The following is a 12,278-nucleotide window of genomic DNA, read 5'->3' on the forward strand; positions in this document are numbered from 1 at the left end:
GCTACTGCACCCTCACTCTCGGGTCAACAAGCGTGGTGGCGAAGTCGGCGAGGATGGCGCCCAGGGCGAAGATGACCGAGCCGTAGGCGAGGGTGGCCGTGGCCGCATTCACATCCTGCAGCGAGATGGCGTCAATGCTCCAGGACCCCACTCCTGGCCAGGCGAAGATCTTCTCGGCGAAGAAGCCGCCGGCGAAGATGGCCGGGATGGTGAAGGCGATGCTTTGGGCGACCGGGATGAAGGAAACCCGGAGGGCGTGCCGGGTGATGGCCTGGTTCCGCGTGAGCCCCTTGGCCCGTGCCGTCCGGACGAAGTCCGCATTGACGTTGTCCAGCAGGTACTGGCGCTGCGCGATCTGGTACGAACCCCAGCCGACAAGCGTGATGGCGATCGTCGGAACCGCATAGTGGGCCACCATATCCACAAACTGCGCCCACCCGGGTTGCATGCCCGGCGTGGAGATGCCTGTCACGAAGAAGATGCGCTCCCCGACGGTTTCGTTGATGTTGATGGCACCGAGTTGAACCAGGAAGTAGGCAATGGGGGCGGGCACGATGTACGCGAGGTAGCTATAGGACGTGATCACCCGGTCCTGGAACTTGTACTGCCGGGCCGCCGAGTAGACCCCGAGGGCGACGCCGATGACGAGGGTCAGGACGATGGATGCGAGGAAGAGCCGGGTGGAGATCCAGACGCGGTCCCCGAATTCAGCGTTGATGAAGGCGCCGTTGGGGCTGCGTCCCCAGTCCCAGCGGGTCACGATCCCGGTGAGCCACTCAACGTAGCGCTCCCATGGGCTGAGGTCCGGATCCAGGCCTTTCAAGCGCATGGAATTGGCTACCTGCTCGGGGGTGGGGCGGGGAATCCGCTCCTGTTCGAGGAGGGCTGGCTTGAGGGAGCTGACGGCCAGGAAGTAGCCGGCTGACGTGGTCAGGAAAATCATAAAGACGTAGGTGATGCCGCGCTTGGCGAGGTACCTGATCATGTGGCAGCTACTTCAGGTTCGTTGCCGCCGGGATTCTGGACGAACACTCCAAGGGATGCCCTTGGGCCGGCAACGGAGTTCCTGCCTTCACTACATCCACGTTCCAGATCCTTCCGATTTCCCGGCCAGCAACGGGTCTCGCCGCCACCGGGTCCCCACCAGCGTGTAGCCGGCCTCCCGCGACCAGCGCAGAGCAAGTCCGGGTGGACTATGTTGCGGGTCACATTCCAGAGGAAACTACCACAGAGTAGCGTCCGAAATGCGGGCACCTGAGCGGAATCCGCGCGCTCCGTATCAGATTGTTATGAATAATTCAGTGGAATTGATATGACTGGACGAACCGCTGGATTCAGGCGTACCCTACCGCCCGCGGACCACCCGCGTAACAAGTTCCCGCCAGGAGTCCGTCAGCCGCTCGGGCGCCAGGCCGTGGACGCGGACGGCGTGCAGGAGCCGGTCCGGATCCAGTGTTGCGGTCAGGGACATGGCCATCAGCAGCGGATCCGCATCCATGCCCTCCTCCCGGAGGAGGAGCTCGATGTGGCGCTGCCACAGCTTGACTGCCGGGACCTCATAGCGGCTGTGGGCCGAAGCCTCGGCCGCCCTCGCCAGGTCCCCGTGCTCCATCACATAGGCGATCCGCTCCGCACCGAAGGCGATCAGCCGCTCCAGGCCCGGGGCGCCCGGCCCCAAGGGCGGCGGGCCGAACATAAAGCGGGCCTGGAAGGCAGCCTCGGAATCGCTCAGCAGCGTCATCATCAGCCCGGCGCGGCTGCCGAAGCGGCGGAAGACGGTGCCCTTGCCCACGCCGGCGCGCTCGGCCAGCCGGTCCATGGTCAGGGCGTCCGGGCCACACTCGGCAATCAGCTCCCGCGCCGCTCCCAACAGCCGCTCACGGTTCCGGGCAGCATCACTGCGCTCAGCGGGCGGGCCGGGGAGCGAACCGGGCAGCAGCGGGATAAAGCTCACAGTCCATATCCTAGACCCGGGAATAATAATCGGACTACGGTCCGTTTAGTCCACGAAGGCACCAAGCCTCCACCGTTCCACCGGCCAGCGGTCCCACCGCGGCCCACTAAAGGAGTCCGTTATGTCGAAGAGCACCGTCCTCACCCTTGTTGGCAGCCTCCGCGCCGAATCCACCAACCAGAAGCTCGCCGAAGCCATCCAGCTGAACGCTCCCGAGCAGGTTGACGTGGTCATCCACGAAAGCCTGGGCAACATCCCGTTCTACAACGAGGACATCGACGTCGAGGGCCAGGTTCCAGCCGCGGCCGCCGCCCTCCGCGCAGCAGCCAACGATGCCGACACCATTCTCCTGGTGACCCCGGAGCACAACGGCACCGTGCCCGCATCGCTGAAGAACGCCATCGACTGGCTGTCCCGCCCCTTCGGTGCCGGCGCCCTCTCCGGCAAGCCCACCGCCGTCGTTGGGACCGCCTTTGGCCAGTTCGGTGGCGTGTGGGCACAGGACGAAGCCCGCAAGGCAGTGGGCATTGCCGGCGCCCAGGTGCTCGAGGACGTCAAGCTGGCCGTCCCGGGCTCCATGGTCCGCTTTGCCGAGCTGCACCCGAAGGACGATGCCGAGGTAGTGGAGCAGATCAAGGGCGTCTTCGACGCACTCGCCGCCGCAAAACCGGCAGCGTAAGGCAGCCGCACGCAGCAGCGCCAAGCAACCAAATGCCCCGGGCACCGCAAGGTGGCCGGGGCATTTGTTATCGCACCGTGAGCGGACCGGCGCTCACGCCCGTACGTGTGACCAAGTCTTGTTCCAACCGGTACCTCGCGGGCATTTTCAGGGCCGAGGGACCGCCGTAACGTTTAATGCACGGAAAGCATTCGGGGATGGAACGCGGTGCGGACATGGCAGGCAGGCGGAGCGCCGGAAAGCTGATGGCGACGGCGGCAGCACTTACGCTTCCGCTGTGGCTGGGATGCTGCGCCCCCACCTCCAACCCGTCTGCCGGGAGCAGCGTCGCGCCCGGCGCAACCACCATTGAACACTCGGACCGCGTCCAGCCGCCCTTGGTTCCAATTCCCCAGCCGCAGGCACCCCCGCCGGTCACCGCTGTGCCCGCCGAAACCACCGGCCCGTCCGCCGCTTCGTCCCCCGAGCCCTCGGCCCACGCCTCCGGCGGGACGCCCGGAACACCCGGGCAGGGCTCCGGCACCACTCCCTCGTCCGGAACGGCTTCGCCCGGAACTGCCGCGCCCGGAGCCGCCGCGGCACCCGGTACAACTACTGCCTTGGGAGCGAGCCCCTCGCCGGCCCCCGAATCCTCGGCCCCGCCCCCGGCCCAGCCGGCCCCTGGCCAGTCCGGCGAATCCCAGACGGCGACTGCCTACTACGTGCTGCTCGACGACGGCGGGGCGGGAGGTGTGCGTTTTGGCTGCAACGACAGCCTGGCCGGCGTCCGCCGCACCGTGGCTGGCTCCACGGAACCGTTGGCCAATGCCATGCGCGCCCTGCTGGACAACGCCGCAGAACCGGCCCCTGGCCTTTACAACTCCCTGTCCGGCTCAACCCTCACGTTCCTGTCCGGCACCTTCGACGGCACGGCCGTGACGGTCTACCTGTCCGGCTCGATCCGTCCGGCGGGGGTGTGCGACATCCCGCGCATCGAGGCCCAACTCACGCAGACTGCCGTCGCGTCGGTGGGCGCCATCCGCGCCGAGGTCTACGTGAACGGCGTGAGGCTCGCCGAGGCACTACGCCTCCAGTAGCGCAACTGATCAACAGATGTTGCCTTATCGGCAACTGCCGGCTGTATCCTGAAGGTGTGAGCCACGAAACACTTGATGCCGGCGCAGTGCAGTTGCCGGCCGAAGCCATTGATGCCATCGAGCGCGCGGCCACGTCCGCCCACCGCGCCGCCCATCCCCACGAGGCGCTGTTTTCGGAGCGCGCAGCCAACATTAAGCAGTCAGCGGTGCGGGACGTTTTCGACATTTCGATGCGCCCCGGACTGGTGTCCCTTGCCGGGGGCAGCCCGTACCTGCAATCCCTTCCGCTGGAGCGGCTGGCCGCCACGGCGGCAAGCATCATCGCCAACGAAGGGCTCACGGCCCTGCAGTACGGCGGCGGGCAGGGCACGGAAGAGCTGCGCACCCAGATCTGCGAGGTGATGGCGGCAGAAGGAATCCTGGACGCGGTCCCGGAGAATGTGGTGATCACCGCGGGCTCTCAGTCGGCCCAGGATGTGGCCACCAAGGTCTTCTGCAACCCGGGCGACGTGGTGCTGGTCGAGAACCCCACCTACGTGGGCGCCCTCAATACCTTTGAGGCGTACCAGGTGGAGGTGGCCACCGTGGAAATGGACGACGACGGCCTGGTGCCTGAGCTATTGGAGGACCGGATCGCCGCGCTCCAGACAGCCGGGAAGAACATCAAGTTCCTCTACACCATCCCCAACTTCAACAACCCCTCAGGGATCACCCTGGCCGAGGAACGCCGCCAGCGGGTTGTTGATATATGCCGCAACGCGAATATTATCGTGTTGGAAGACAACCCGTATGGGCTCCTCCGGTACAACGGGAAACCGCTGGAACCGCTCCGCGCAGCCAACCCCGCCGATGTCATCTACATGGGATCGTTCTCCAAGATCTTTGCCCCTGGTCTCCGCATCGGCTGGGCGTTGGTCCCGGAGCACCTTCAGCGGCGCTACTACCTGGCATCCGAATCCGTCACGCTGTGCCCGCCGACGCTGAACCAGATGCTGGTGTCCGCCTACCTCAGGGATTATGACTGGAAAGGCCAGATCGAGACCTACCGCGGACTCTACGCCGAACGATGCACGGCGATGCTCGCCGCCCTGGACGAACACATGCCCGACGGCACCAGCTGGACCAACCCCGAAGGCGGCTTCTTCGTCTGGGTCACGCTGCCGGAAGGCGTGGATACCTATCCCCTGCTGCAGAAGGCGATCGAGGCCGGCGTCGTCTTTATCCCCGGGGCTGCCTTCACCCCGTCCGATTCGCCGTCCAATAAGCTGCGGCTGGCGTTCAGCGCGGTGCCGCCCGACGCCATCAAGGAAGGCGTCCGCCGCTTGGCACCGGTACTGCGCGAAGCCCTTGCAGCGCTGTAACGTTGGCCGGACTGAGTGTGGCCAAGAATGATACTGAACAAGGAGTACAAAGCATGAGCGGAATTATTGTTGTCGGAGTTGACGGCAGCGGCACCGCCAAGAAGGCCGCCGAATCAGCCCGGGATCTCGCCGCCGCCGTGGGCGCCTCGCTGCACGTCGTCTCAGCCTTCGACAGCGACCGGACCGAGATCTTCGGCTCCGGCAGCGACCAGTGGATCGTTTCCGACGCCGACAGTGCCGAGCACGTTGCCAAGACAGTGGCCGAGGCTCTGGCCGGTTCCATCAAGGTGACCTACTCGGCCGCCCGCGGCAAGCCTGCCGAAGCGCTCATCAAGGAAGCCGAGCGCCTGGACGCCAAGATGATCGTGGTGGGAAACCGGCGGATGCGCGGCATTGGCCGGGTCCTGGGAAGCGTGGCCAACAGCGTGGCCCACAACGCCACCTGCGACGTCTACATCGCCAACACCTACGACGCCGACTAACTGACAACGGGACACCATGCGCCAGCAGCACCGCAGCGGTGCATGGTGTCCGTTCTCACCCCTTCAAGCCCGGTTTCGGCACCCGGCAAGCGATAAAATTGGGAGTGCCCTCAACGGAGCGGACAACCACTCTCCACTCCAGCCAAAGGGGCCCCTTGATTACTCTTCAGCGCCGCCAACTTGTAGGCCACGACATTCTCCTGGCCCGCCACGGCAACCACATCTGCTCCATGCGGGTGGACCGCGGCAACCGCCGCGTCATTGCGCTGCTGGATGACGGCTCCGTGGACAGCGCCCCCAACCTCATCGCGCCGGGGCTGCTCCTGCCGGAGACCCTGGAGAGCGTGCTGCGCGGCGACTGGAAATTCTTCGCGGCCCTCTCAGGCATTGCCCTGGTTCTGGGCGGCCTGATGTTCGCCACATTGCCTGCCTTGGCTGGCGCCATGGCGGGTAATCCCGAGATGGTCGAGATGATGACGGCCTACTCCGCCTACGGCTACTGACGCCAGGCTTCCGCTAGAGGAGCCAGCCGCGCAAAAGCCACCACAGGCTGGCCATCACCAGTCCGCCGAACAGCGACCCGGCCACCACCTGCGCCAGGGTGTGCGCGCGGAGCACCACCCGGGACCAGCCGACGGCGGGAACCAACAGGAGTAACGGCAGCCAGGCCGGACCGAGCATCAGGACGGAAATAACTGCGGCCGACGACACCGCCGCCGCGTGGCCGCTGATCTTCCAGAAGGGGCTCACGGCAGCCAGCACAACGATGCCGCCGACGATGGCCAGCACCATGACCATCACGCTTCGCGGCGCACCGGCGGCTTGCAGCACCACCAGGCCGGCGGTCACGGACGCCAGTGCCATGAGCAGTACGGGTGCCCGCTGTTTACGGTTGCTGACGTGGTGGTCCGTGACCTTGCCCAGCCGCACGAGCCCCAAGAGCACGAGCAGCGGCAGCACGCACACAAACAGCGCAGCCAGGGCTCCATACCCGATGGTGCCGGGGAATCCGGCCTCGACCACAGGGCTGATAAGCAGCTGAAGCGTCACCACCACCGGCGGCTGGAACACCTCTGTCAGCCATCTGGCTGTCCGGTTCCTGGTCCGAATGGCAGCCTGGTTCACGGTATCGATGCTCGTGGTCCCGTGTTTCTAGTCCAGCAGGAGCGCCGGCTCCTCAAGGATCGCGGCGACGTCGGCCATAAAGCGGGCGGACAGGTCCCCGTCCACCACACGGTGGTCAAAGGAGCCGCCGAGGGTGGTGATCCAGCGCGGGATGACCTCTCCGTCCAAGACCCAGGGCTTCTGCTTGATGGTTCCGAAGGCAACAATGGCCACCTCACCCGGGTTGATGATCGGCGTTCCGGTATCAATGCCAAGTGCACCGATGTTGGTGATGGTGAGCGTTCCGCCCTGCATTTCGGCGGGCTGGGTCTTGCCCGCCCGGGCCGTGGTGGCCAGGTTGTTCAGGGCCAGCGCCAGTTCCTTGAGCGACAGGTCCTGCGCATCCTTGATGTTGGGCACCATCAGCCCGCGCGGGGTGGCTGCGGCGATGCCGAGGTTCATGTAGTGCTTGACCTGGATCTCCGCGGCATCGGTCCCGTCCACGTTGTCCACCCAGGTGGCGTTGACGCTGGGGTTCCTGGCGGCAGCCCAGATGACGGCCTTGGCAAGGATCAGCAGTGGGGAGACTTTGATTCCCTCAAAGTCTCGTGAAGCCTTCAGCCGCTTGACGAATTCCATGGTGCGGCTGGCATCAACATCAACAAAGATGCTCACGTGCGGCGCGGAGAAAGCCGACTCCACCATCGCCTTGGCCGTCGCCTTGCGGACGCCCTTGACCGGAATCCGTTCAATCCGCTGGTCCTGGGGCTTGCCTGCCTTGCCCCAGAAGCCCTCGGCCTGGTCCAGCTCCGCATCGCGCTGGGACTGGTAGCTGACCAGGTCCTCGCGCGTGACTTCGCCGCGGGAACCGGTGGCCACCACATCGGCGAGATCGATCCCCAGATCCCGGGCGATCTTGCGGACGGGAGGCTTGGCCAGGACGCGGTTCACGAGGCCTGTGATGGTTCCGCCGAGGGTGGGCCGGTTATCAACCATTCCGGTGGTTGAGCTCGTCTGGGTCTCGACAGGCCTGACCGCCGGGTTTTCGGTGATTGAGCTTGTCGAAATCGCCGGGACCGCGGCTGACCCGGCCTGGGCGGCGGGTGCCGCCTTCCGGGGACGGCGCTTGACGGCGTCGGCCTTGGGGCCCGAACCCACCAGCGGACCGCCGGCCAGGGCACTGCCTGAAGTGCCGCCGTCGTCCGCGGAAAGCTTGCCATAGAGGGGCTGGACGGGAGTTTCAGGGGCCGGGACATCGGCTGGCGTCGGGTCACCGGAGACGGCGTCAGAGACGCTGATGATGGCGGTTCCGACGTCGATGGTCACGCCCTCGGGGACCAGCAGTTCGGTGACGGTGCCGGCGAAAGGGGACGGCAGCTCAACGAGCGACTTGGCGGTCTCGATCTCGCACAGGACGTCGTTGATGGCCACGGTGTCCCCCGGCTTGACCTTCCAGGCGACGATTTCCGCCTCGGTAAGGCCTTCGCCCACGTCGGGCAGGTTGAACTTGTTCAGGGTCATGGTGTCCTCTTTCGCGGCAAGCGTGAGCGGGAAGCGTGAGCGGGAAGGTGCCTGCGCCTAGTAGGCCAGGACGCGGTCCAGCGCCTCGAGGATGCGGTCGATGTCGGGGAGGTAGTCTTCCTCGACCTTGGCCACCGGATACGGCATGTGGAAGCCGCCCACACGGATCACGGGAGCCTCCAGTGAGAGGAATGCACGTTCGCTGATCCGGGCAGCAATCTCGCCGCCGATGCCGCCGAAGGTCGGTGCCTCATGCGCCACCACGAGCCGGCCTGTCTTCTTGGCGGACGCCGTGACGGTGTCGAAGTCGATCGGCGAAATGGAGCGCAGGTCGATGACCTCGATGCTGTGGCCGTCCTCGGCAGCGGCGTCAGCCGCGGCAAGGGCCACCGGCACGAGCGGTCCGTAGGCCACCACTGTGGCGTCCGTACCCTCGCGGAGCACGTGCGCCTTGAAGGGGTCGGCCGACGCGCCGGGGTTCTGCGTGTCGACCTCGCCCTTGAGCCAGTAGCGGCGCTTCGGTTCGAAGACGATCACGGGGTCCTGGCACTCCACTGCCTGCCGGGTCATCCAGTACGCGTCGTGGGCGTTGGACGGTGTGATGATGCGCAGGCCTGCGGTGTGGGCGAACAGCGCCTCCGGTGATTCCGAATGGTGCTCGATGGAGCCGATACCGCCGCCGTAAGGGATCCGCACAACGACGGGAACGGTGAGGTTGCCGTTGCTGCGGGCGTGCAACTTGGCCAGCTGGGTGGTGATCTGGTTGAAACCGGGGAACACAAACCCGTCGAACTGGATCTCGCAGACGGGCAGGTAGCCGCGCAGGGCCAGGCCGATGGCCGTGCCGATGATGCCGGACTCGGCGAGCGGCGTGTCCACCACGCGGTCCGCGCCGAACTCCGCGAGGAGTCCGTCGGTGACGCGGTAGACGCCGCCCAGGGCCCCGATGTCCTCGCCCATGAGCAGGGTCCGCGGGTTGTTGTCCAGGGTGGCGCGCAGGCCCTCGTTGATGGCCTTGGCTATGGTCATGGTGGTCATCAGCGGGCCACTCCTGTCACTGCGTCATCCGGATCCGGGCTGCCGGGTTCAGCGCTGTTGTGCTCCGGCGTTTCGGCGAAACCTGCGCTGTATTCCTCAAACCAGGCCAGTTCCTCGGCCACCAGGGGGTGGGCCTCGACATAGGTGTTGGCGAAGGCGGTCCGGATGTCCGGGGTCTCGAGGTCGTAGGTGGTCTTGCGGACATAGGCGGCGAGTTCGTCGCCGTCGGCCTTGACCTGGTCAAAGAAGGCGTCATCTGCCAGCCCCTGCGCCCGAAGGTACTTTTCCAGGCGGTCAAGCGGATCCTTGGCCCGCCATAGGGTTTCCTCGGCGGATTCCCGGTACTTCGTGGGGTCATCAGCCGTGGTGTGCGCACCAACGCGGTAGGTGAACGCCTCGATCAGCACCGGTCCCTTGCCCTCGCGGGCATGTTCGAGCGCCCACTCGGTCACGGCGTGGACGGCGATCGCATCATTGCCGTCCACCCGAATTCCCGGGAATCCGTAACCCTTGGCGCGGTTGGACAGCGGAATGCGGGTCTGCACCGAGCTGGGAACGGAGATGGCCCAGTGGTTGTTCTGGCAGAAGAACACCACCGGCGCGTTGTAGGAGGCGGCGAACACCATGGATTCGTGGACATCGCCCTCGGAACTGGCCCCGTCACCGAAGTAGACCATCACCGCGGCCTTGGGCTCGGCCGGACGGTCCGGCGCCCCATCCGCGGCGACTGCGGCGGCCGCCTTCTGGTCCCGCTGGATCCCCATGGCGTAGCCGACGGCATGCGGCGTCTGCGCGGCGAGGACCAGGGTGTAGAGATGGAAGTTGGTGTCCTTCGGGTTCCAGCCGCCGTTCGAAACCCCGCGGAACTGGCGTAGGAGCTCCGCCAGGTCCACATTGCGGGTCAGCGCCACGCCATGCTCGCGGTAGGTGGGGAAGATGTAGTCCTGCGGCTGGCTGGCCCGCCCGGAGCCGATCTGCGCGGCCTCCTGGCCGGTCAGCGGGACCCACAGGGCCAGCTGGCCCTGGCGCTGGAGTGCGGTTGCCTCAACATCAAACCGGCGGATCTTGGCCATGTCAGCGTAGAAGCCACGCAGCTTTTCACCGTCCAGCCGATCCGCATACGCGGAAAAGACCGGATCCGTCCCCAGGGTCCCGTCAGGCGCCAGCAGTTGCACCATAGGCTCGGCCGGACTGCCCAGTTGGGCCTCGGCCTCAGCCTCGAGCTGGTCGTCTGCCGCTGTCTCATCGAACTCGGTGGAGGGCAGATGTGTGGCGCCCATACCGTCTCCTTGCTTGCCGCATGCGGATGCATTGCAATGTCGCTGGGATATATGCCGCTAGAGGAATGCATTCCCGCGTTGGCATATATATTGGCTTACTGGTCCTTACTTTATCTTCAGTAGGTGCCGCTCCTGATGCATGTTAAGCGCTAGGAACGTCGTGGCGCCTTTGTATAGTTTGCACAGAGAGCGAGGAACCGGCTGTTGGCCTCTGCCTCACCGATGCTGACCCGCACGCCTTCGCCGCCGAAGGCTCGCACCGAAAGCGCCTGCGTGCCCGCCAGTTCGGCAAATTCCGAGCTGTTTTCGCCAAGGTTCAACCAGACGAAGTTGCCCTCCGCCTCGGGTACGAACCAGCCGAGTTCACGCAGTCCGGAGGTTACGCGGGTTCGTTCGTCCACGATGCTTTGTACCCTTTCTACAACCAGGGGGTAATTCTGCAGCGACACTATGGCTGCATTTTCAGCGATCTGTGACACGGCGAACGGCGTGGCCGCCACACGCAAGTACTGGGTCAGCACAGGGTTCGAGACGCTGTAGCCCACCCGCAGGCCCGCCAGTCCATGTGCCTTGGAGAACGTCCGGAGCACCACAACGTTCGGGTATTTGCGGTACATCGCGATGCCGTCCACAGCACCGCTGGCGCGGACGAACTCTTGGTAGGCCTCATCAATCACCACCACGACGTCAGACGGGACCGCCTGGATGAACCTCTCCGTTTCCGCAGTGGTCAGGACGGGGCCCGTGGGGTTGTTCGGGGTGCAGAGCAGGATGACTTTGGTGCGGACCGTTACGGCTGCAGCCATCGCATCCAGGTCGTGGCGTCCCTCGGCCGTCAGCGGAATGCGGACGCTCTCTGCGCCCACGAGGCCCACGCTGATGGGATACGCCTCGAAGGACCGCCACGCATAAATCACCTCGTCCGCTTTGCCGTCGTCGTTCTGGCCGGCGAACGTGGACAGCAGCTGGTTGAGGGCGCCGAGGCTTCCGGCGCCGGTGACCACGTCCTCGGCCGGCACTGCCAGGAATTCGGCGAGCGCCGCACGAAGCTTGCTGCTGAGGGGATCGGGGTAGCGGTTGAAGTCCGTCTGGCTGGAAATTGCCTCCAGCACTGCCGGAAGAGGGGGCAGGGGGTTCTCGTTGGAGGACAGCTTGTAGCTGGCCAGCCCATCCACGGCGACGGGAGGCTTTCCTGCGGCGTACCGGGGTAGCCGGCTAACCACGGGGCGCGGCCGGATTTCGCCAGGCAGGATCTCTGATGACATGCAAACTAGCCTACTTCGCCTGACCGGCACGGGCCGGGTGGGCGCCCAGGCGGGGCTCAGGGCAGTGTGACAGCATGGGCCTATGCGCTCTTTTATTGTTCGAGTCCTTATCAACGGGCTGGCCCTCTGGATTGCCAGCTGGATACTGCCGGGCCTGGATATCTCAACTTCCGCCACTACCGAGGCGGTGGCCACCACGGGCGTCACGCAGGGCACGGAGACCATCGGCGTCGTTCTCGCGTACCTGTTTATCGGGCTGATCTTCGGCGTGGTGAACGCGTTTGTCCGCCCCCTGGTCAGCTTCCTGTCCCTGCCCATCACCATCCTCACGCTGGGCCTGTTCACCATCGTCATCAACGCCGCCATGCTGTATCTGACGTCCTGGCTCAGCAGTTACACGCCGGTGAACTTCACCATCGATTCGTTCTTCTGGACGGCCGTCCTCGCTGCCATCATCATCACGCTCATTTCACTGGTTGCCGGGCGGCTGACAGGCGCCGGCAGGCGCTGACCGGCGC

At 65.5% G+C, this 12,278-nt stretch carries 13 protein-coding genes; 6 read left to right on the forward strand and 7 right to left on the reverse strand.

Annotation, left to right across the window (positions count from 1 at the left end; translation table 11 throughout):
- Nucleotide 1: 1 nt before the first annotated feature.
- Entirely contained in the window at nt 2-985 is a 984-nt protein-coding gene (locus CXR02_RS15935) for an ABC transporter permease (RefSeq protein ID WP_104062879.1), read from the reverse strand.
- Between the two features lie 360 nt (nt 986-1,345).
- Nucleotides 1,346-1,954 (reverse strand): TetR/AcrR family transcriptional regulator, encoded by a 609-nt coding sequence (locus tag CXR02_RS15940; RefSeq protein ID WP_104062880.1) that lies wholly within the window; start codon nt 1,952-1,954, stop codon nt 1,346-1,348.
- A 121-nt stretch (nt 1,955-2,075) separates the two neighbouring features.
- On the opposite strand from CXR02_RS15940, the gene CXR02_RS15945 reads away from it, so the two are divergent.
- The 5 genes from CXR02_RS15945 (at nt 2,076) to CXR02_RS15965 (ending at nt 6,055) form a co-directional block, all read left to right on the forward strand.
- Nucleotides 2,076-2,633 carry an NAD(P)H-dependent oxidoreductase gene (locus CXR02_RS15945; protein ID WP_104062881.1) on the forward strand — a complete coding sequence of 186 codons (558 nt, stop codon included), beginning with the start codon at nt 2,076-2,078 and terminating at the stop codon, nt 2,631-2,633.
- 197 nt (nt 2,634-2,830) lie between these two features.
- Nucleotides 2,831-3,709: a hypothetical protein gene (locus CXR02_RS23035; RefSeq protein WP_258061028.1), complete on the forward strand. Its 879-nt coding sequence runs from the start codon at nt 2,831-2,833 to the stop codon at nt 3,707-3,709.
- A gap of 56 nt (nt 3,710-3,765) precedes the next feature.
- Nucleotides 3,766-5,070, forward strand: a complete 1,305-nt coding sequence (locus CXR02_RS15955) for a PLP-dependent aminotransferase family protein (RefSeq protein WP_104062882.1) — start codon at nt 3,766-3,768, stop codon at nt 5,068-5,070.
- A 53-nt stretch (nt 5,071-5,123) separates the two neighbouring features.
- On the forward strand, nt 5,124-5,552 hold the full coding sequence (locus CXR02_RS15960) for a universal stress protein (protein ID WP_104062883.1): 429 nt from the start codon (nt 5,124-5,126) through the stop codon (nt 5,550-5,552).
- Nucleotides 5,553-5,707: 155 nt separating this feature from the next.
- Nucleotides 5,708-6,055 carry a hypothetical protein gene (locus CXR02_RS15965; protein ID WP_104062884.1) on the forward strand — a complete coding sequence of 116 codons (348 nt, stop codon included), beginning with the start codon at nt 5,708-5,710 and terminating at the stop codon, nt 6,053-6,055.
- Nucleotides 6,056-6,068: 13 nt separating this feature from the next.
- Here CXR02_RS15965 and CXR02_RS15970 read toward each other — a convergent pair whose 3' ends face one another.
- From CXR02_RS15970 to CXR02_RS15990, 5 genes are all read right to left on the reverse strand, one after another.
- The gene (locus CXR02_RS15970) at nt 6,069-6,677 is read right to left on the reverse strand and encodes a phosphatase PAP2 family protein (protein ID WP_181037262.1); all 609 of its coding nucleotides are present in this window, start codon (nt 6,675-6,677) and stop codon (nt 6,069-6,071) included.
- Between the two features lie 27 nt (nt 6,678-6,704).
- Entirely contained in the window at nt 6,705-8,177 is a 1,473-nt protein-coding gene (locus CXR02_RS15975; protein WP_104062885.1) for a dihydrolipoamide acetyltransferase family protein, read from the reverse strand.
- A gap of 57 nt (nt 8,178-8,234) precedes the next feature.
- The gene (locus tag CXR02_RS15980) at nt 8,235-9,215 is read right to left on the reverse strand and encodes an alpha-ketoacid dehydrogenase subunit beta (protein ID WP_104062886.1); all 981 of its coding nucleotides are present in this window, start codon (nt 9,213-9,215) and stop codon (nt 8,235-8,237) included.
- Nucleotides 9,215-10,495 carry a thiamine pyrophosphate-dependent dehydrogenase E1 component subunit alpha gene (locus tag CXR02_RS15985; protein WP_258061030.1) on the reverse strand — a complete coding sequence of 427 codons (1,281 nt, stop codon included), beginning with the start codon at nt 10,493-10,495 and terminating at the stop codon, nt 9,215-9,217. The genes CXR02_RS15980 and CXR02_RS15985 overlap by 1 nt, the downstream gene beginning before the upstream one ends.
- A 149-nt stretch (nt 10,496-10,644) precedes the next feature.
- Nucleotides 10,645-11,760 carry a histidinol-phosphate transaminase gene (locus CXR02_RS15990; protein WP_104062887.1) on the reverse strand — a complete coding sequence of 372 codons (1,116 nt, stop codon included), beginning with the start codon at nt 11,758-11,760 and terminating at the stop codon, nt 10,645-10,647.
- A gap of 82 nt (nt 11,761-11,842) precedes the next feature.
- Between CXR02_RS15990 and CXR02_RS15995 the strand changes: the two genes are divergently transcribed.
- A complete protein-coding gene (locus tag CXR02_RS15995) occupies nt 11,843-12,271 on the forward strand; it encodes a phage holin family protein (protein ID WP_104062888.1) in 429 nt (142 codons plus the stop codon).
- The last annotated feature ends 7 nt before the right edge of the window (nt 12,272-12,278 follow it).

This window comes from Arthrobacter sp. 4R501, assembly GCF_002929755.1.
GTDB lineage: Bacteria > Actinomycetota > Actinomycetes > Actinomycetales > Micrococcaceae > Arthrobacter.

Excerpts from the sequence above, each read along its gene's own strand:
- CXR02_RS15990 (WP_104062887.1), bottom strand. The coding sequence starts at position 11,760 with ATGTCATCAGAGATCCTGCCTGGCGAAATCCGGCCGCGCCCCGTGGTT.
- CXR02_RS15985 (WP_258061030.1), bottom strand. The coding sequence starts at position 10,495 with ATGGGCGCCACACATCTGCCCTCCACCGAGTTCGATGAGACAGCGGCA.
- CXR02_RS15960 (WP_104062883.1), top strand. The coding sequence starts at position 5,124 with ATGAGCGGAATTATTGTTGTCGGAGTTGACGGCAGCGGCACCGCCAAG.
- CXR02_RS15980 (WP_104062886.1), bottom strand. The coding sequence starts at position 9,215 with ATGACCACCATGACCATAGCCAAGGCCATCAACGAGGGCCTGCGCGCC.
- CXR02_RS15975 (WP_104062885.1), bottom strand. The coding sequence starts at position 8,177 with ATGACCCTGAACAAGTTCAACCTGCCCGACGTGGGCGAAGGCCTTACC.
- CXR02_RS23035 (WP_258061028.1), top strand. The coding sequence starts at position 2,831 with ATGGAACGCGGTGCGGACATGGCAGGCAGGCGGAGCGCCGGAAAGCTG.
- CXR02_RS15945 (WP_104062881.1), top strand. The coding sequence starts at position 2,076 with ATGTCGAAGAGCACCGTCCTCACCCTTGTTGGCAGCCTCCGCGCCGAA.
- CXR02_RS15995 (WP_104062888.1), top strand. The coding sequence starts at position 11,843 with ATGCGCTCTTTTATTGTTCGAGTCCTTATCAACGGGCTGGCCCTCTGG.
- CXR02_RS15935 (WP_104062879.1), bottom strand. The coding sequence starts at position 985 with ATGATCAGGTACCTCGCCAAGCGCGGCATCACCTACGTCTTTATGATT.